The following is a 19,618-nucleotide window of genomic DNA, read 5'->3' on the forward strand; positions in this document are numbered from 1 at the left end:
CATATCACTTACGAAAAGCGATATTGCCGGCAAAAATTATCTAAAAAATACCATAATTATAATTAAATAACTTATTGGTATGATTATTTAGCCATATTAGTCTGCTCTTTTTTAATATTAAAGAGTTGCAAGCTATTGTTATAAAGCTGTGTTGCAATTTCCTCTGCTGACTCTTGCCGAAGGTTACATAGTGCCTCAAATACCAAACCTATTCTTTCAGGACGATTAACCTGCCCCTGAAATCCAGCTAATGGCATATCAGGGGCATCAGTTTCAAGTACTAATGACGACAGCGGCAATTGCGCAGCTACTGCTCTGGTTTTCTTAGCCCGTTGATAGGTGATAACGCCACCAATACCGATAAAATAACCTAAACGGATAAAAGCATTAGCTTGCGACAAACTGCCAGCAAATCCATGAATTACTCCCTTTTTCGGCACGTCAAATCGTCTTAATAAAGCAGCTAGTTGATCATGACTTTTACGCGAATGAAGAATAACCGGTAAATCATACTGTTTAGCCAGCTGTAATTGCTGGATCAGCAATGCTTGTTGTTGCTTAACCGCAGCATTAGTAACAAAATAATCTAAACCTATTTCACCAATAGCAACACATTTATTGCTGTTTTGCTGCAATAATGCCACTAATTTAGCAAAATGATCAGGTAAAAAATCTGCAATATACAAAGGATGAAAACCCAATGCAGCATATAAATGCGGATATTGTTGTGCCAGTGAATATACTCGCTCAAAATTCTCAATACCAACCGTCGGGACAATGATATCAGTCACGCCAGCTTTCACCGCGCGCGAAAAGCTATCTTCAATATCATGGATAAAAGGAGGAAAATCAAAATGACAATGGGTGTCAACGAACATCAATGGCTAATCCTTCATCACCTGATTTTGGTTCTTCATCTTGTTGATTCGAAATTATCTCCGCAGACAAAGATGCCGGATTAGCAACCTGATTATTTTCAATAGAATACGGGTAAGATGCTAAATTATCATTAGAAAAATAGTGTTTTAAACTAGTTAAAAAATAGCTGCCACATTGACGACCAATATGATAATCAGTCTCTAAGGTTGAAGCACGGCTACCTAATGCACAACTCATTAAAGGTTTCGGTGGATAAATTTCAAAAATTTGGATACCTGGTGGTGGCGCAGCAATAAATTTTTGTGTCTGTTGATAGCTTTTAATATGTACTTTTATCATCTTAGCCATCCGCCGTATATTGCGGTGTTCCAACCAGCGAGTCATCCTCTTTAACCATTCAGATGTATAATAAATTCCCGAAGGAACCGTTCTAATTACCACAATTGTTTTTGCCCCACGACGATAAGCTTCTTCAACAGGAATTGAAGCCGTTATACCACCATCATGATAAAGCTCCCCATTAAATACTGCTCCCTGGCGATAAAAGCCGGGGATAGCACTTGACGCCCGAATAATATCTAGCCAACTATCTTGTGTTGGTTGAAAATAAACCGGACTAAAATCCTCGTAGCGACATGCACTGATTAAAAATTGACGCCCGCTGTCTAAGTAAGACAATCCAGTAGAGAAATCAAGGGGTAATTCACGGGAGGTAATATCAATTAGCCAATCTAAATTAATCATATGGCCACCACGAATAAAACGTAGTGGATTAAAAAATTGAGATTTAGTGGTATAATCAGTGATCACCTTACGGGCATAACCACGCTGTTGACAAAGATAGGCCGATAAATTTTGTGCGCCTGCCGATGTCCCTATCATGATGTTAAATGGGTTGAAACCAACACGGAGAAATTCATCCAATACACCGGCGGTAAAAATACCACGCTGTCCACCCCCCTCACAGACTAATGCTATTTTACCGAGGTCAAATGCATTATCCTCGAAGGCTAAAGGCTCAATATTACCCAATGTGACTGATATATGTCTTCCCATATTGCTTTCCCCCCTTAAAACTGATAGTAGACCCTCTAAATACAATCTGCTATTCAAAATCTACTATTGGGTTTAATAGTGAGATTTTTAGCGGCTTAAAAATTTGGGAGAAACCAATAAATACAGCAATTAAAAAATAGTCATACCCCCACTAATAACAAGTGAGGGTAATGTAATAAAAAATCAATATGCCATAAATTAATGCTCTCGCGTTTTGCAGAACCGAATTTCAGGGTAGCGTTCGCGGGTTAGATTAAGATTTACCATCGTTGGGGCAATATAACTGAGGTTATCGCCACCATCTAAAGCCAGGTTTTGTTCATTTTTACGTTTGAACTCTTCTAATTTTTTTACGTCATCACATTCGATCCAACGTGCGGTTGACACATTTACTGGCTCATAAATAGCTTCAACATTATATTCACTCTTCAAGCGCGCTACCACCACATCAAACTGAAGCACACCAACAGCACCAACAATAAGATCATTATTGGCCAAAGGACGAAATACCTGAACCGCCCCCTCTTCGGATAACTGAACCAATCCTTTAAGTAACTGTTTCTGCTTTAACGGATCACGTAAACGGATGCGTTTGAATAGTTCAGGCGCAAAATTAGGAATACCGGTAAATTTTAACACTTCTCCCTGGGTAAAGGTATCACCAATCTGAATAGTGCCATGATTATGCAAGCCAATGATATCACCTGGAAACGCTTCTTCAACATGGGAACGATCACCGGCCATAAAAGTAAGCGCATCTGAAATAACCACCTCTTTTTTATTTCGTACCTGATAAAGTTTCATACCCTTTTGATAACAACCTGACACAATCCGCAAAAAAGCCACCCGATCACGATGTTTGGGATCCATATTGGCTTGTATTTTGAACACAAAACCAGAAAATTTCTCTTCCTCGGCATTAACGATACGACTATCAGCCTGCCGAGGCATAGGAGTTGGCGCCCAATTGACCAAACCATCTAACATATGATCAACACCAAAGTTACCTAAAGCGGTGCCAAAAAAGACGGGTGTTAACTTGCCTTGTAAAAATGCGTCTAAATTGAATTCATGAGAAGCACCCTTTACTAGTTCAAGCTCTTCTCGTAGCTGAGCAGCAAAATCGTCTCCAATAACTTTGTCCAATTCGGTATTATTTAATCCTTTAATAACAACAACGTCTTGAATAGCATGCCCTTGCCCACTCTGGTATAAAATAGTTTCATCACGATAAAGATGATAAACCCCTTTAAATAACTTGCCACAACCAATTGGCCAGGTAATCGGGCTACAAGCGATACTCAATTCACTTTCAATCTCATCCATTAATTCCATTGGATCGCGAATATCGCGATCCAATTTATTCATAAAGGTTAAAATAGGTGTATCACGTAACCGTGTTACTTCCATCAATTTACGCGTACGATCTTCAACGCCTTTAGCTGCATCAATCACCATCAAACAGCAATCGACCGCCGTTAAGGTCCGATAAGTATCTTCCGAAAAATCCTCATGCCCTGGGGTATCAAGCAAATTAATCAAGCAATTTTGGTAAGGAAATTGCATTACCGAAGTGGTAATCGAGATCCCGCGCTGTTTTTCCATTTCCATCCAGTCAGATTTTGCATGTTGATTCGAACCACGCCCCTTCACTGTGCCCGCTTTTTGAATAGCTTGGCCAAACAACAGTACTTTTTCTGTGATCGTGGTTTTCCCTGCATCAGGGTGAGAAATGATAGCAAAGGTTCTGCGCCGCGCTATTTTCTGACAAAAATTATTCTCTTTCATTATAACTACCCAACATACACAACATGATGTATAAACAATTGGCAAAAATTCTACACTGACAAAGCCATTTTGAAAACAATTACTAACTCATTAAAAAATATTTTTTAGTTAGCCGATAAAATTAAATATAAAAAAAGTAAAGAAAATTGTTTTTAACTAAATATAGATTATTTAATTAAATCAGAAAATCTATTACTGATTATATTAAAGTCACTAATTAAAATATTTATTAGAATAAACAAGACGATTAAATGAAAATTTTTTACATAATATGTCAGATATTAACATATTATTCTTATAATACATATGATTAATAGCTATTAAGAATAATTTTAATAAATAATCGATTAATATTATTACCAAATGGTGTTCTTTACTATTTTATTTTATAAGCCTCTTTTTGCTAATATTTGTGCATGATTGACATAAATTTGAGGGACATCATATTTATTTGAAACAAATCCAGCAATTTGATTAACGATATCAAAATGATCCATATTATAATCATCACGGATTAATTTACCTAACCGCATACTATAACGTCCTACAAGCCCATCATTTTCTTTTTCTTTTTCTTTTTCTTTTTCTTTTACAAAAAGTTTATTCAACTGTCGCAATGGTAGATGAGAAATATCAAACATATTTATTCCTATATCAAGCAATGAATTTTTAATAAAACTATCGTATGAATAGTAATACACGCCATTAACAACCTCATCACCTTCCCCTCCCCATTCTGTTGGCAAACCTTGCGGATATTTTTTATTAAATTCATTGACCACTTTTGTCGTCAATGATTCTAATGCCTTGACACCGTCTTGCGGTTTCAATGTACCCGATGACAAAAGAGAAATAAATTTGAAAAACACTTCAGCAGTAGTAGTAACTAATCTTTCTGCTAACATGCCTGGTAGCAAAATTTTTCTAAGCAGATCAGCGATTTCAGAACCATAATTGACTCCATTCATTGTTGTTACTGAAGCAATACTGGCTGGATAATTTGCAGCAACATAACGTGCATATAAAGCCCCTTGACTATGAGCAATCAAGTTGACTTTTTCACAGCCTGCTTTTCTTTTGATCTCATCGATGAATTCCCAAAGTTGCTCTCCATTTACTTCATTTGAATTAGCTCCAGACAACGTAGGTATATATACATTATAACCTTGTTCTTGCAATCGACTTTCAATAGAAAAAAAATATGGATAGCCAGCTATTCTATCGAAACCAAAGAATCCATGAACTAAAATAATAGGATATTTCGTCGACATAATCTCTCCTTATTAAGGTAATTTAATATTAAAAATAGATTCTAATACTTTATAAAAATAATTAATTACAAAATAGGATTATCACATTAGACAATTTATGCTGATAAAAGGTAAGCTAAATAATATTATATAACAAGCAACTTAAACTCACTGGTATAAAAATTTAAATTAATATTTGATAAGTTAATATTATTTATAAAAGTGAATAATATAAATGTAATCATTACCTAATAAAAATATGAAATAATATAAAAATGCCATCAATTTAAGATGGCATTGAAAAAATTCTTCTAAAAAAGGTAATTAATTTAATAACAGCAAACAAGATAAATCATCACCATAATTAAGTTTATCAATTAACTCATCAAGCTGTAGGTGTAAATTAAAAGTATGCTGAGTTACGGTCGAATAATGACAAAACATTAATTGAATACTCTCCATTGACACCTCAATATCATAAGCTGACTGGACAGACAATAATGTTTTAATATAAAAATAATCAACAATATAATAGTAAAGTGATCGTAAACTCTTTTTTAAATTATATAAGCCAAATTTTTCATTATATATTCGATAAAGAAAATAGTTCTTTAATACATATGGTTCAGCTAAGCAACTAGTTGATAGAATTTTTTGCCATTCACTATCCAGTTTTTCCCAATTAACCGCCATATTTTCATTTAGCGATTCTGACTCTAAATCAAAAAAATGCATAGTTTTGCTAAAAGCGGGTAATAAATAATGTTTAGAGCGAGCGGTGGTAGTAAAAAAACGTGACATAATCAATAATAAAGAAAACTTTAATTGATGCCCCACTGAAGATGTTAGCTGTTTTCTCTGTTGATATATTTCTCCATTAATTAATCCTTCCACTAATGACATAAATATATTTTCAACTTTTGAATAATTTGCTTCTATTTGATAATCAATTGATTGTAAAAACACAATAAACTGCGTAAGCGCATAAAGATTATCTTCAATAAAAGGACTTTCAGCCATAATTAAATGACTACAAAATAGCTGTATAATTTGATGCTCTTGCGTCATTACTCTACTTTGATCAATAACTCGCTTTTCAGTAATTCTAACTTTTTCAATCACCGTGTTCTCTTCATATTTCATCGAATCCGGCTGAAATAACACTAAACGAACTACCTCTGGGCAAGAAAAACTCAACGAATGTTGCGTATAACCATCAAATTGCGTTTTTAATCTCGGATAAGTCTGGCAAGTGTAACTCAATGCGCTAGGTCCTAACGTTTTGTAAATCCGACACAATTTGTCACCACCAAAAAATGGACATTTGTCATCTTTATCAAGTGCAATAAAAGAGTACTTTTTAGTACCACTACCTTTAGGATATTTGATCAGATGTTTATCAGTGATCTCTTTGATCTCAATTTGATGGGCAGTTTTATATTTTTTATAAGTCTTCTTATCAATGTTAATCGTCCAACCACGACAACAATGAGACAAACACTGATCACCTATACATTTAAATTTTTTATAAAAAAGCGGGATAATTTCTCTATGTTGTTTCATTACAAATAGGCCTATTAAGCGAATATTGGTACACAAATTACCACTCAATAGCGCCTATCAATGGTACTATTATCGAATATAAACTATTTTTTTTATCTTAATTAAGTATTTAAATTTATAAGGCAGGCATACTATCAGGCAAAATAGTTAACGCCATAACCACTGCATCTTCACGTTTTTTTGCCGCCGGATAATAATTTTTTCTTACTGTGACAATATGAAAACCCAGTTTTTCATATAGCTGAATTGCCGCAAGATTTGATTGCCGGACTTCCAACCACAAAGTTTTGATATTTTTGGTTGCCAAATGTTCGATCAAATAGCGTAGTAAACACTCACCATAACCTTGTCCTTGATAATCAGGATGAATAGCAATATTAAAGAGGGTTGCCTCATCGAGCAAATATTGTGTGATGACGAAACCAACCAATTGATTTTCAAGACTGATTTTTAAATTAATATATTGCTTTCCTTGATTACTGTAGAATACCTTTTCACTCCACGGAAAAGCATGACTGATGTTTTCAATAGCAAAAGCAGAGACTAAATCAGTTTGTTCTAAATTCGAAATTATTTTCATGCTGGCATATTTGCGCCCACAAAGCGCGTTTTGATTGAGGATCAGAATAAATTTCTGGCAATGGTAAAGTATGAATGACCCATGTTTTTGAACTAACAGGTAATTGTTTGCCTATGATCCAGCAAGGCCAAAGAATTTCTTTTGGTAACAGCGATACCTCTTTAGTTAATAAACAGCATACCTGACGACTGTCTATCATCATCGCTCGTAAAATATCTTTGACAAAAAGGTTACCTAAATCAATGCGTTCATCAGCGATGATAATTAATTGGGTAGTGTCAGGAATACACACTGCATGTTCACCACGCAGTAGCGCAGGATCGCGTAATGTCCATTGCACAATTCCCATCTGCTTTAGTAATTGATCTCTAATCGTCATCAAACTACTCCACCACAATATATACCAAGCCACCATATCAAACCGAGTTATATAAATCAAAATAATAACATTGCAAAACCTAGCAATATAAACACAATTACTCTTTCTCTCTAACTATATTTATTTGTTGAATCTAAACTGCAAATAAATAGGGTAAATAGACAAATTATTAAGTTATCAAGAAACAATATGATCACTAAATAGTAGATAACAAGTAACCATTGGATTGAAATCTAATAAAAGTGATACAATCGCGGATAATAAGTTCATATCTCACAAATTTATCAAAATTTACGATCCTATGAGCGATATTTTTACGCTTACGGCGAATATTTTCCTTTTATAGTTGATAAAAGGAAACCTAATCTAATACAGGAGCCAACATTTATGTCTTCACTGACGCCCGCTAGTGAAGTGATTTTACGCCATGATGAATACTTTATCGGCCGTCGTGTTTTAATCGCTGGTAACTTACAAGATAATATTAGCGCTGAAATGAGCGCTGAAATTTTACATATTTTAACTAATCAATATCACTACTGGTTATCATTTAACAAAGCGCTAGGCGAAAAAGCCCATTATGACTTAACGCTTGAAAAAACAGTGGCGAGACAATTTAATACACTGATCTATTTTTGGCCTAAAAACAAGCAAGAAGCCCATTTTCAACTACACAATATTTGCTCAGTTTTACCAGTAGGTAGTGATATTTTTATTGTTGGTGAAAATCGTAGTGGTGTAAATAGCGCCAATAAAATTCTAGAAGAAATAGGCAGTGTACGCAAAATTGATGCAGCACGGCGTTGTAGTCTCTATTATTGCCAGCTAGAAAAACAACCACACTTTCATTTAAATGATTGGTGGAATATCTATAAAGTCGCTGATATAACTATCAAAACCCTACCTGGCGTATTTAGTCAACAAGCGCTGGATGCCGGTAGTCAACTACTTCTTTCTACATTTGATAAACCTATCAAGGGTAAATTATTAGATATCGCATCCGGCTCCGGTGTGCTTGCAACGGTTATTGGCAAGAGAAACCCTAGCATAAAATTAACTCTCTGCGATACTCATGCTGCGGCAGTCACATCTTCTATTGAAACCATAAAAATAAATGGCTTAACTGGCAATGTTATAGCAAGTGATATCTACTCTGCGATTGAAGATAGTTACGACTGGATAATTTGCAACCCGCCGTTTCATGATGGATTAAAAACGGATTATTCAGCCGCTGAAACAATCATCAAACAAGCATCAAATCATCTAAAACCAGGTGGAAAATTTAGAATGGTTGCCAATGCCTTCTTACCTTATCCAGATTGGTTAGATAAAGCGTTTGGTCGCCATGAAATACTTGCTCAAACAGGTAAATTCAAGGTTTATCAAGCCGGCAAATTTCGTTAAATCTGATACGATAAGTTTTTAGCAAAATAATTAATTATTTAAATAACATTGTTACCACTTTCGTTTTAAGTGAATGAGAGATGAGAATGGAAGTCGGTAACAATATTTAATTGCAACTTTATTTAGCATAAATAATTCATTTTCAAATTACAAAGTCCGATGAAGATAACGATTTAAATCATCTCTCTGTCATTGGTGTTTCAATTATTATTTAATGAATAACTAATTATATATTTTTATCACTTTCAGGATTAATTTGTTCAGCGCGGTTTTCACTTACATCTTCTAATACATGATAAGCGATAGCACAAAAAAGCGAATTTAATCTTTTCATATCCCCAAGTAAACTAACATGTAAGTTGCTGGTATCGAGACTTTGTACATTTAGCTTATGTAGGCGCTCAACATGCGCATAAGCATAACGTTGATTTAATAATCGGAATCGATGTTTAGCCCTTCGTAATCGACGCGCATTATCTATGTCTCCAGATACAAATACCGACATAGCTAAACTCAAATTATTCTGTAATCGTTCCATCAGAGTATTCAGTTCTTTAGTACCGGCAGGGGAGAAAAAATGCTGCTTATCAAATATTTTTTTAACCACTTCTGTTGCCATACGATTAATGATGGTGGCTGATTGCTGTAAATTCAAAGCAGTATCAATAATTTCAGCCCAACGACGAGAATCAGCTTCCCCTAGTTGATTCTGCTGAATTTGAGCCAAATAGAGTTTAATACTACTATGTAGCATATCGATCTCTTCTTCCAGGTGTGCAATATAACGCCGCTGTATTTTATTGCCTTTTAGAACTTCAGCCAAACGTTGAACCATTTGCTCAACAATATCCCCCATACGTAGTGTCTCTCTTACCGCATTGGCAATCGCTAATGAAGGTGTCTCCAACGCCGCTTTATCTAAATAACGAGGTGCAAAAACCTCGGCCTCTACAGGGGAAATAGGAATAAGACGTTGGCATAAACGCGACATGAATTCGACAAATGGCAGCATTACTAAACAACGCAGTAAATTATAAAATACATGAAAATAGATCACCACTTCAGAGGCATTAAAATTATAATGACCAATCCAGGCAGCTAATGGTTTAATCCAGGGTAAAATCATTATTGCGCCAATAAGCTTGAATAATAAACTGCCTAAAGCTACTTGCCGTGCCAATCCGCTTTGCTGGCTACTACCTATCATAGCTAATAAACCACTACCGATATTAGAGCCAATAACAATCGAGAGGCTAATATAAAGCGGTACGAGTCCGGCTACACTTAATGTTGCTGTCAACAAAACCGCTGCCAGACTGGAATAGGTGAGCATAGCAAATACCGCACCAACTAGTAGTGCTAAAATGGTATCACCGCTTAAAGAGGTAAAAATTGCTTGGATAGCGGATGCATGAGTAATTGGTGTTGCTGAACCAACAATAAGCTTTAAAGCTAATAAAATCAGACCTAGGCCAATCGCAACTCGCCCTAATTGACCAGAACGATTTTTTTTCTGACTAAGAAAAGTAATAACACCAAATAAAATTAACAATGGTGATAACCATGCCAAATCAAAAGTTAGCACCCGGGCCATTATCGCAGTACCGACGTCAGCACCCAACATAATAACCATAGCTGGCGTGATAGAAATTAAACCTTGTGTCACAAAAGAAATAACCAATAATGCCGTCGCATTACTACTTTGTACTAAAGCAGTGACACCAATACCCGCCAAAAATGCGCGCGATTTTTTACCGATACTTTTGCCTAATATTCGGCGTAAATCGCTACCGAAAACTCGCATAATACCAGTTCGGACAATATATGTGCCCCATACCAATAAAGCCACTGATGATAATAATTCAATTAATGTTAACATTAATTATCCATGCTATTTGTCTACAACTAATTATATTCATATTGACTCTTTTATATTAGCATTTGCAACTATTTATTCACTTTATTTAAAGACTTTATTAAAAAATGTTATTTTTCTCTTTTAATAAAAATGATATCAACTTTCTTTTAACGCCGATACAAAAAATTGCCACTATTTGTTTAAACAAACAGTGGCAAACATTATTCATTACTTGGGAAATTTATTTAATATCCATAAAATATTTCATTGTAAAGCAAAAAACTATTTGATCCATTAAATGCATCACATTTGTCGAGTAAGAATACTAAACTCTGGTATAAGTTTAACATCTAGATCATCGATTTATTTTAAAATAATAATGAGCATTATGATATTTTCTCATTACTAAAGCCTTTTTTTACATAATACTACGTTTTGTATTTAAGTAACGATTTTAGTTTTAAATAACGTCGGCTCAGTCGCCATTTTAATTTTAGCGTTGTCGCATGTTGCCAGGTAATGTGCCAATATCCTTCGTCAAAAAAGCGCTTAACCATCTCATATTTAATTTTTGGCGATTTAATCGCTTGAATAGACAATACAACACCAAAACCTTCCTTACTAATTTGCCACCAACAAGCTGGAGTTTGATTTACCGCATTAGGATATTTTTTATATATATCCATTAACATATCAATAATTTTCAAATAAGTATTAACCTTACGTACTCGTAAAGCATCACCGCATAATGAATGTGAAACTGATTTACTATGAATAAAATAATCATAATAAGATTCATTAATAAACTGAACGCGTTTTGCATTAAGTAATATTTCTGTTGTCCAAGGGATATCTTGATGATGAAGTTGCGGCTCAAACTGATACTGATGTTCACGAATAAAACTTAACTTATAAATATTCAGCCAAGTCACGTGCAAAAATTTACCTGAACTTAAACCTTTTTGTAACCATTCAGTTCCTGAAATTATGCCTGTCGATGGAACTTTTTTTAAGGGAAAAATTAATTTAGAGGGTGAGCCATCCATATAAACATAAGTACCATTACACATCGCAACATCTAAATTGCCCAATTCTGCCAACGTTAATAAACGGTTATACATACCTAAATGAATATTATCGTCAATATCAGGAAAGGCTATATATTTACCTGTAGCAATATTCATTCCCACATTACGTGCGACAGACACGCCGAGATTTTCCTGATGTAAAATCTTAGTATTCGGAAATCGCTCTATACATTTCTCTAATAATAAAGCACTATTATCCGTTGAACCATCATTGACTAAAATAAGCTCCCAGTTTTCTAATTTTTGTTGTTCAAGACAATTAAAAAATTTTGGTAAGAATGGTTCGCCATTAAATACATCAACAACAATACTTAGCATCGGTTCAGCTAACATATGTTTACCTTAATCATTATCCTTTTTTTGAGGTTATTTAATCTTATATCAAATATTCAATAGATAAATGTTTATAGGCTCAATTTTGTTAAAAAAATAGAATAATAATGTCGCTAATATCAAATAAATATATTACAAGATAATTCGCGTAATTAATTATGAACAAATGAAATTATTAAAATTAATATAAATATCACTTTTATTATTGATATAAAAAATTGCATTAGTATTAAAGTTGTTATGCAAGTTTTATATTGAATATAACTATTTTTCAGATAAAAAAAAGCCACCTTAATTAGGTGGCCTTAATATTTTAAGCTTAGCAGTTCCCTACTCTCACATGGGGAGACCCCACACTACCATCGGCACTACGGCATTTCACTTCTGAGTTCGGCATGGGATCAGGTGGAGCTACCGCGCTATAGCTACTAAGCAAATTCTTTGCTATTTATATTTTAACGAACGTTTAAGCAGCTTATCCATCATATTAATAATTAAAAGTATAGATAAATAACCACTAACCAAACTGTTCTATCGCAGATTCATTTCACTAATGGTCTTTCCCATTAGTATTAAATTAAAGTCTGGCAGCTCCCTACTCTCACATGGGGAGACCCCACACTACCATCGGCGCTACGGCATTTCACTTCTGAGTTCGGCATGGGGTCAGGTGGGACCACCGCGCTATTACCGCCAGACAAATTCTTTTCTATTTATCCCGTCTCATTTCGCTGCCTTACAGGCTGCTCACCTACCTCAGTAGCAAACACACCTCGGCCTTCAGCAAAATTCGACCAGATTCAATCTCAAAACAAGCTAAAATTCTCTCTCCAAAAACACCTTCGGTGTTGTCAGGTTAAGCCTCTCGGGTCATTAGTACTGGTTAGCTCAACGTATCGCTACGCTTACACACCCAGCCTATCTACGTCCTCGTCTCGAACACCCCTTATAGGACATTACTGTCAGGGAAGACTCATCTTGAGGCAAGTTTCCCGCTTAGATGCTTTCAGCGGTTATCTCTTCCGCACTTAGCTACCAGGCGATGCCATTGGCATGACAACCTGTACACCAGTGGTGCGTCCACTCCGGTCCTCTCGTACTAGGAGCAGCCCCCCTCAATCTTCCTTCGCCCACGACAGATAGGGACCGAACTGTCTCACGACGTTCTAAACCCAGCTCGCGTACCACTTTAAATGGCGAACAGCCATACCCTTGGGACCTACTTCAGCCCCAGGATGTGATGAGCCGACATCGAGGTGCCAAACACCGCCGTCGATATGAACTCTTGGGCGGTATCAGCCTGTTATCCCCGGAGTACCTTTTATCCGTTGAGCGATGGCCCTTCCATTCAGAACCACCGGATCACTAAGACCTACTTTCGTACCTGCTCGCGCCGTCACGCTCGCAGTCAAGCTGGCTTATGCCTTTGCACTAACCTCACGATGTCCGACCGTGATTAGCCAACCTTCGTGCTCCTCCGTTACACTTTGGGAGGAGACCGCCCCAGTCAAACTACCCACCAGACACTGTCCTCAGCCCGGATTACGGGCCCAAGTTAGAACATCAAACATTAAAGGGTGGTATTTCAACGTTGGCTCCATGCAGACTGGCGTCCACACTTCAAAGCCTCCCACCTATCCTACACATCAAGGCTCAATGTTCAGTGTCAAGCTATAGTAAAGGTTCACGGGGTCTTTCCGTCTTGCCGCGGGTACACTGCATCTTCACAGCGAGTTCAATTTCACTGAGTCTCGGGTGGAGACAGCCTGGCCATCATTACGCCATTCGTGCAGGTCGGAACTTACCCGACAAGGAATTTCGCTACCTTAGGACCGTTATAGTTACGGCCGCCGTTTACTGGGGCTTCGATCAAGAGCTTCGCCTTACGGCTTACCCCATCAATTAACCTTCCAGCACCGGGCAGGCGTCACACCGTATACGTCCACTTTCGTGTTTGCACAGTGCTGTGTTTTTAATAAACAGTTGCAGCCAGCTGGTATCTTCGACTGGCTTCAGCTCCGGATGCTAGACCCTTCACCTAATGCCAGCGTGCCTTCTCCCGAAGTTACGGCACCATTTTGCCTAGTTCCTTCACCCGAGTTCTCTCAAGCGCCTGAGTATTCTCTACCTAACCACCTGTGTCGGTTTGGGGTACGATTAATGATTACCTATCGCTTAGAGGCTTTTCCTGGAAGCTGGGCATCAACTACTTCACCACCTTGGTGGCTCGTCATCACGTCTCAGTGTTGTAGCAGTGCGGATTTGCCTGCACTACCCACCTACTCGCTTAAACCGGGACAACCGTCGCCCGGATAGCCTAGCCTTCTCCGTCCCCCCTTCGCAGTAACCCTTAGTACGGGAATATTAACCCGTTTCCCATCGACTACGCTTTTCAGCCTCGCCTTAGGGGTCGACTTACCCTGCCCCGATTAACGTTGGACAGGAAACCTTGGTCTTTCGGCGAGCGGGTTTTTCACCCGCTTTATCGTTACTTATGTCAGCATTCGCACTTCTGATACCTCCAGCAGACCTCTCAGTCCACCTTCTACGGCTTACAGAACGCTCCCCTACCCAACAACATCTAAATGTCGCTGCCGCAGCTTCGGTGCATGGTTTAGCCCCGTTACATCTTCCGCGCAGGCCGACTCGACCAGTGAGCTATTACGCTTTCTTTAAATGATGGCTGCTTCTAAGCCAACATCCTGGCTGTCTAAGCCTTCCCACTTCGTTTCCCACTTAACCATGACTTTGGGACCTTAGCTGGCGGTCTGGGTTGTTTCCCTCTTCACGACGGACGTTAGCACCCGCCGTGTGTCTCCCGTGATAACATTCTTCGGTATTCGTAGTTTGCATCGGGTTGGTAAGTCGGGATGACCCCCTAGCCGAAACAGTGCTCTACCCCCGAAGATGAATTCACGAGGCGCTACCTAAATAGCTTTCGGGGAGAACCAGCTATCTCCCGGTTTGATTGGCCTTTCACCCCCAGCCACAAGTCATCCGCTAATTTTTCAACATTAGTCGGTTCGGTCCTTCAGTTAGTGTTACCCAACCTTCAACCTGCCCATGGCTAGATCACCGGGTTTCGGGTCTATACCCTGCAACTTAACGCCCAGTTAAGACTCGGTTTCCCTACGGCTCCCCTATGCGGTTAACCTTGCTACAGAATATAAGTCGCTGACCCATTATACAAAAGGTACGCAGTCACACCCTTTCGGGTGCTCCCACTGCTTGTACGTACACGGTTTCAGGTTCTATTTCACTCCCCTCGCCGGGGTTCTTTTCGCCTTTCCCTCACGGTACTGGTTCACTATCGGTCAGTCAGGAGTATTTAGCCTTGGAGGATGGTCCCCCCATATTCAGACAGGATAACACGTGTCCCGCCCTACTCTTCGAGTTCACAACACTTACCGTTTCAGATACGGGGCTATCACCCTTTATTGCCGGCCTTTCCAGACCCTTCTCCTGCGGTAAATATTGATGTTGACTCTGGGCTGCTCCCCGTTCGCTCGCCGCTACTGGGGGAATCTCGGTTGATTTCTTTTCCTCGGGGTACTGAGATGTTTCAGTTCCCCCGGTTCGCCTCGTTTGACTATGAATTCATCAAACGATAGTGCATTAATGCACTGGGTTTCCCCATTCGGACATCGCCGGCTAGTACGCTTCATATCAGCTTACCGACGCTTTTCGCAGATTAGCACGTCCTTCATCGCCTCTGACTGCCTAGGCATCCACCGTGTACGCTTCATTCGCTTAACCTCACAACCCGAAGGTGTCTCTTATCAAATAATAGAGAAGCGTCATGGCTGCGCCGTGCGAAATTTTTTGTTGTGCGGTGCTCGTCATGCTCACGTACTTATGTACGCTGCGCTGACTGCGCGCCTACGCCGCAAATTTCACCCTGCTCGCTCATGCTACTCGTCTGCCTATTTGAATAACACTTCAAATTGGAGTTTTGAGAGTTCTCCACACTATTTTTTCAATAATGTGTGTTTCAATTTTCAGCTTGTTCCAGATTGTTAAAGAGCATAATTGGTAAACCAACTCACTAAATTGGTTTAATCATTATTGCGTAAAGCACAAACAGTGCACAACACTAAAAGCGTGATGCACCACCTTTCTAAATCACTAAAGTGGCGTCCCCTAGGGGATTCGAACCCCTGTTACCGCCGTGAAAGGGCGATGTCCTAGGCCTCTAGACGAAGGGGACTTCAAGCTCTTTAGTCAATCTTAGATTGGCTTGACGCGCTATTTCATCAGACAATCTGTGTGAACACTCACATTCCATCTATCTAGGTAAGGAGGTGATCCAACCGCAGGTTCCCCTACGGTTACCTTGTTACGACTTCACCCCAGTCATGAATCACAAAGTGGTAAGCGCCATCCAAAAGGTTAAGCTACCTACTTCTTTTGCAACCCACTCCCATGGTGTGACGGGCGGTGTGTACAAGGCCCGGGAACGTATTCACCGCGACATGCTGATCCGCGATTACTAGCGATTCCGACTTCATGGAGTCGAGTTGCAGACTCAATCCGGACTTCGACGTACTTTCTGAGTTCCGCTTCCCATCGCTGGCTCGCCTCTCTCTGTATACGCCATTGTAGCACGTGTGTAGCCCTACTCGTAAGGGCCATGATGACTTGACGTCATCCCCACCTTCCTCCGGTTTATCACCGGCAGTCTCCTTGAGTTCCCGACCGAATCGCTGGCAACAAAGGATAAGGGTTGCGCTCGTTGCGGGACTTAACCCAACATTTCACAACACGAGCTGACGACAGCAATGCAGCACCTGTCTCAGCGTTCCCGAAGGCACTCCTCTATCTCTAAAGGATTCGCTGGATGTCAAGAGTAGGTAAGGTTCTTCGCGTTGCATCGAATTAAACCACATGCTCCACCGCTTGTGCGGGCCCCCGTCAATTCATTTGAGTTTTAACCTTGCGGCCGTACTCCCCAGGCGGTCGATTTAACGCGTTAGCTCCGGAGGCCACAGTTCATGACCACAACCTCCAAATCGACATCGTTTACAGCGTGGACTACCAGGGTATCTAATCCTGTTTGCTCCCCACGCTTTCGCACATGAGCGTCAGTCTTTGTCCAGGGGCCGCCTTCGCCACCGGTATTCCTCCACATCTCTACGCATTTCACCGCTACACATGGAATTCTACCCCCCTCTACAAGACTCTAGTTAACCAGTCTTGAATGCCATTCCCAGGTTAAGCCCGGGGATTTCACATCCAACTTAATTAACCGCCTGCGTGCCCTTTACGCCCAGTAATTCCGATTAACGCTCGCACCCTCCGTATTACCGCGGCTGCTGGCACGGAGTTAGCCGGTGCTTCTTCTGTCGCTAACGTCAATTGCTAAGGTTATTAACCTTAATACCTTCCTCACGACTGAAAGTACTTTACAACCCGAAGGCCTTCTTCATACACGCGGCATGGCTGCATCAGGCTTGCGCCCATTGTGCAATATTCCCCACTGCTGCCTCCCGTAGGAGTCTGGGCCGTGTCTCAGTCCCAGTGTGGCTGATCATCCTCTCAGACCAGCTAGAGATCGTCGCCTAGGTGAGCCATTACCCCACCTACTAGCTAATCTCATATGGGTTCATCCGAAGGTGTGAGGCCTGAACGGTCCCCCACTTTGCTCCTTAGAGATTATGCGGTATTAGCCACCGTTTCCAGTGGTTATCCCCCGCCTTCGGCCAGATCCCCATACCTTACTCACCCGTCCGCCGCTCGCCGGCAAGGAAGCAAGCTTCCTTCCGCTGCCGCTCGACTTGCATGTGTTAGGCCTGCCGCCAGCGTTCAATCTGAGCCATGATCAAACTCTTCAATTAAAAGCTTGATGCTCAAAGAATGTTTTACTGACCGTAACGCCCTTTTATTCAACCCGCTTTGCCGATGTTTGACCACCTTCGCCGCTGCCGTCCAAAATAACGTTACTGCATATTAGTTCATATATGAATTAACTGTTTTGTCACTCTTCAAGACTTTAAAATCAAATATTTTTTGATGATGTCTTGCGAGTGCCCACACAGATTGTCTGATTAATTGTTAAAGAGCGTGCGACCTAGGCCGCGAGGTGGCGTATATTACGCTTTTCACCTGTAAAGTCAAGTAGTTATTTCTACTTTTCTTTTCACTTCACTGACTAAAAATCCAATTATTTATTCTCAACCAGTGGGAGCGCATTATAGGCGCTTTTAAGCCGCTGGCAACCGTTATTTAAAAAAATTTGTCTAATTGGTTTATATTTCAACAAATCGGCTTAAATAGAAATTTTTTCTAACCGATTAAAACCTTCATTTATCAGTACAGGAATAAGCTTTTCAGCTTCAACATCCATTTTAGTGCAATAGGCGATATTTTTACTTTTTGTCAAAATCAAATTTTGATGGTTATTGATTAACCAAACCGCTCGTCTGGCAATTGCAGCGCCTGAATCAATGAGTCTGGTTCCGTCAAGCAGCACTTCTTTTAGTTCTGCCGATAATAACGGAAAGTGTGTACAACCGAGTACAATGGTATCAGGGGGTTCTTTCATTTTTAACCATGGTTTTACAATGCGCACTAACGCTTCTTTTGAGATTACCTGACCATGAAGTTTTTTTTCTGCTAATTCGACTAATTCTGATGAAGCGATCATCTCAACTTTACAATCAACGGCAAATCGATCGATCAGTTCTCTAGTATAGTTTCCACTAACCGTTACCTTAGTTGCTAATAATCCAATAACACCATTACGTGTTAATTTAGTTGCTGGTTTTATTGCGGGAACAACCCCAATAATTGGAAATTGGAAATGCGCTCTTAAAACAGGCAAACTGACCGTACTTGCCGTATTACAAGCAATAATTGCTATTGCTAACGCATGTTTTTGTTGAATTTGATCGATGAAGCGAATAATACGTTCAATAATAAATTCTGCACTTTTCTCTCCATAAGGAAAAGCATCATTATCAAAAGCATAAATATAGTGTAAATCTGGCAATAGCTGTCTGACTTCACGATAAACAGATAACCCACCAACACCAGAATCAAAAATTAGAATAGTTGGCCGAGCCGTTTTCGACTGAGCAGAGGTTACTTTTTTTATTTCATTTTTCATTCATTTCATCACAATAATGAACAATATGCTGATAAGAGAATTGTTAGTAAAAATAGTCATGAGTAATTATACAGTAATAATAGATTGAATGAATCCTGTGCTGTTGTAATAATTGTCCGCTGATTTTAAGACAATATTATAACCTATTTTTATTTTTGCATTACCACCCAATATCGAAGAACTAAAACTTTACGACTCTTACTATCAATATTCAAAAAATAAGCTTTAGAAAAACCTTTGTAATTACTATCTATAAATCGTGCACCAAAGCTAGACTTCTCTTTCTCTTTCCCTACAATCTCACGATAGAAAATTTTTTATCAAGATGAATCTGA

11 protein-coding genes, 1 tRNA gene and 4 rRNA genes are annotated in these 19,618 nt (G+C 39.1%); 1 reads left to right on the plus strand and 15 read right to left on the minus strand.

Annotated elements, in window-relative coordinates:
- Nucleotides 1-83: 83 nt before the first annotated feature.
- The 7 genes from WH390_RS08595 to WH390_RS08625 all read right to left on the minus strand — a co-directional run bounded on the left by WH390_RS08595 (nt 84) and on the right by WH390_RS08625 (nt 7,495).
- On the minus strand, nt 84-878 hold the full coding sequence (locus tag WH390_RS08595; RefSeq protein WP_032115059.1) for a TatD family hydrolase: 795 nt from the start codon (nt 876-878) through the stop codon (nt 84-86).
- Nucleotides 868-1,935: a patatin family protein gene (locus WH390_RS08600; protein ID WP_052044838.1), complete on the minus strand. Its 1,068-nt coding sequence runs from the start codon at nt 1,933-1,935 to the stop codon at nt 868-870. The genes WH390_RS08595 and WH390_RS08600 overlap by 11 nt, the downstream gene beginning before the upstream one ends.
- A 198-nt stretch (nt 1,936-2,133) precedes the next feature.
- On the minus strand, nt 2,134-3,723 hold the full coding sequence (gene prfC, locus WH390_RS08605) for a peptide chain release factor 3 (RefSeq protein WP_032115058.1): 1,590 nt from the start codon (nt 3,721-3,723) through the stop codon (nt 2,134-2,136).
- 386 nt (nt 3,724-4,109) lie between these two features.
- Nucleotides 4,110-4,994 (minus strand): triacylglycerol lipase, encoded by an 885-nt coding sequence (locus tag WH390_RS08610; RefSeq protein WP_032115057.1) that lies wholly within the window; start codon nt 4,992-4,994, stop codon nt 4,110-4,112.
- 303 nt (nt 4,995-5,297) lie between these two features.
- Nucleotides 5,298-6,536 (minus strand): flagellin lysine-N-methylase, encoded by a 1,239-nt coding sequence (gene fliB, locus WH390_RS08615; RefSeq protein WP_032115056.1) that lies wholly within the window; start codon nt 6,534-6,536, stop codon nt 5,298-5,300.
- Between the two features lie 115 nt (nt 6,537-6,651).
- The gene (rimI, locus tag WH390_RS08620) at nt 6,652-7,116 is read right to left on the minus strand and encodes a ribosomal protein S18-alanine N-acetyltransferase (RefSeq protein WP_032115055.1); all 465 of its coding nucleotides are present in this window, start codon (nt 7,114-7,116) and stop codon (nt 6,652-6,654) included.
- Nucleotides 7,085-7,495 carry a DNA polymerase III subunit psi gene (locus WH390_RS08625; protein WP_032115054.1) on the minus strand — a complete coding sequence of 137 codons (411 nt, stop codon included), beginning with the start codon at nt 7,493-7,495 and terminating at the stop codon, nt 7,085-7,087. Before WH390_RS08625 ends, rimI begins: the two co-directional genes overlap by 32 nt.
- 387 nt (nt 7,496-7,882) lie before the next feature.
- On the opposite strand from WH390_RS08625, the gene rsmC reads away from it, so the two are divergent.
- Nucleotides 7,883-8,899: a 16S rRNA (guanine(1207)-N(2))-methyltransferase RsmC gene (gene rsmC / locus WH390_RS08630; protein WP_032115053.1), complete on the plus strand. Its 1,017-nt coding sequence runs from the start codon at nt 7,883-7,885 to the stop codon at nt 8,897-8,899.
- Nucleotides 8,900-9,125: 226 nt separating this feature from the next.
- Here rsmC and WH390_RS08635 read toward each other — a convergent pair whose 3' ends face one another.
- The 8 genes from WH390_RS08635 to murI all read right to left on the minus strand — a co-directional run bounded on the left by WH390_RS08635 (nt 9,126) and on the right by murI (nt 19,283).
- Nucleotides 9,126-10,778, minus strand: a complete 1,653-nt coding sequence (locus WH390_RS08635) for a Na/Pi cotransporter family protein (protein ID WP_032115052.1) — start codon at nt 10,776-10,778, stop codon at nt 9,126-9,128.
- A gap of 407 nt (nt 10,779-11,185) precedes the next feature.
- Nucleotides 11,186-12,178 (minus strand): glycosyltransferase, encoded by a 993-nt coding sequence (locus WH390_RS08640; protein ID WP_032115051.1) that lies wholly within the window; start codon nt 12,176-12,178, stop codon nt 11,186-11,188.
- Between the two features lie 317 nt (nt 12,179-12,495).
- Nucleotides 12,496-12,611: ribosomal RNA gene (gene rrf, locus WH390_RS08645) — 5S ribosomal RNA — on the minus strand.
- 149 nt (nt 12,612-12,760) lie between these two features.
- Nucleotides 12,761-12,876, minus strand: a 5S ribosomal RNA gene (rrf, locus tag WH390_RS08650).
- A gap of 154 nt (nt 12,877-13,030) precedes the next feature.
- A 23S ribosomal RNA gene (locus WH390_RS08655) occupies nt 13,031-15,934 on the minus strand.
- A 375-nt stretch (nt 15,935-16,309) separates the two neighbouring features.
- A tRNA-Glu gene (locus tag WH390_RS08660) sits at nt 16,310-16,385 on the minus strand.
- A gap of 87 nt (nt 16,386-16,472) precedes the next feature.
- Nucleotides 16,473-18,012 (minus strand): 16S ribosomal RNA (locus WH390_RS08665).
- The 16S, 23S and 5S rRNA genes sit together here with 1 tRNA gene alongside, the layout of an rRNA operon.
- 431 nt (nt 18,013-18,443) lie before the next feature.
- A complete protein-coding gene (gene murI, locus WH390_RS08670; RefSeq protein WP_032115842.1) occupies nt 18,444-19,283 on the minus strand; it encodes a glutamate racemase in 840 nt (279 codons plus the stop codon).
- Nucleotides 19,284-19,618 lie beyond the last annotated feature (335 nt).

It is taken from the genome of Candidatus Arsenophonus nilaparvatae, assembly GCF_045346035.1.
Taxonomy (GTDB): Bacteria; Pseudomonadota; Gammaproteobacteria; order Enterobacterales; family Enterobacteriaceae; genus Arsenophonus; species Arsenophonus nilaparvatae.

Coding starts and splice junctions, on each gene's coding strand:
- WH390_RS08595 (WP_032115059.1), bottom strand. CDS start 878: ATGTTCGTTGACACCCATTGTCATTTTGATTTTCCTCCTTTTATCCAT.
- WH390_RS08600 (WP_052044838.1), bottom strand. CDS start 1,935: ATGGGAAGACATATATCAGTCACATTGGGTAATATTGAGCCTTTAGCC.
- prfC (WP_032115058.1), bottom strand. CDS start 3,723: ATGAAAGAGAATAATTTTTGTCAGAAAATAGCGCGGCGCAGAACCTTT.
- WH390_RS08610 (WP_032115057.1), bottom strand. CDS start 4,994: ATGTCGACGAAATATCCTATTATTTTAGTTCATGGATTCTTTGGTTTC.
- fliB (WP_032115056.1), bottom strand. CDS start 6,536: ATGAAACAACATAGAGAAATTATCCCGCTTTTTTATAAAAAATTTAAA.
- rimI (WP_032115055.1), bottom strand. CDS start 7,116: ATGAAAATAATTTCGAATTTAGAACAAACTGATTTAGTCTCTGCTTTT.
- WH390_RS08625 (WP_032115054.1), bottom strand. CDS start 7,495: ATGACGATTAGAGATCAATTACTAAAGCAGATGGGAATTGTGCAATGG.
- rsmC (WP_032115053.1), top strand. CDS start 7,883: ATGTCTTCACTGACGCCCGCTAGTGAAGTGATTTTACGCCATGATGAA.
- WH390_RS08635 (WP_032115052.1), bottom strand. CDS start 10,778: ATGTTAACATTAATTGAATTATTATCATCAGTGGCTTTATTGGTATGG.
- WH390_RS08640 (WP_032115051.1), bottom strand. CDS start 12,178: ATGTTAGCTGAACCGATGCTAAGTATTGTTGTTGATGTATTTAATGGC.
- murI (WP_032115842.1), bottom strand. CDS start 19,283: ATGAAAAATGAAATAAAAAAAGTAACCTCTGCTCAGTCGAAAACGGCT.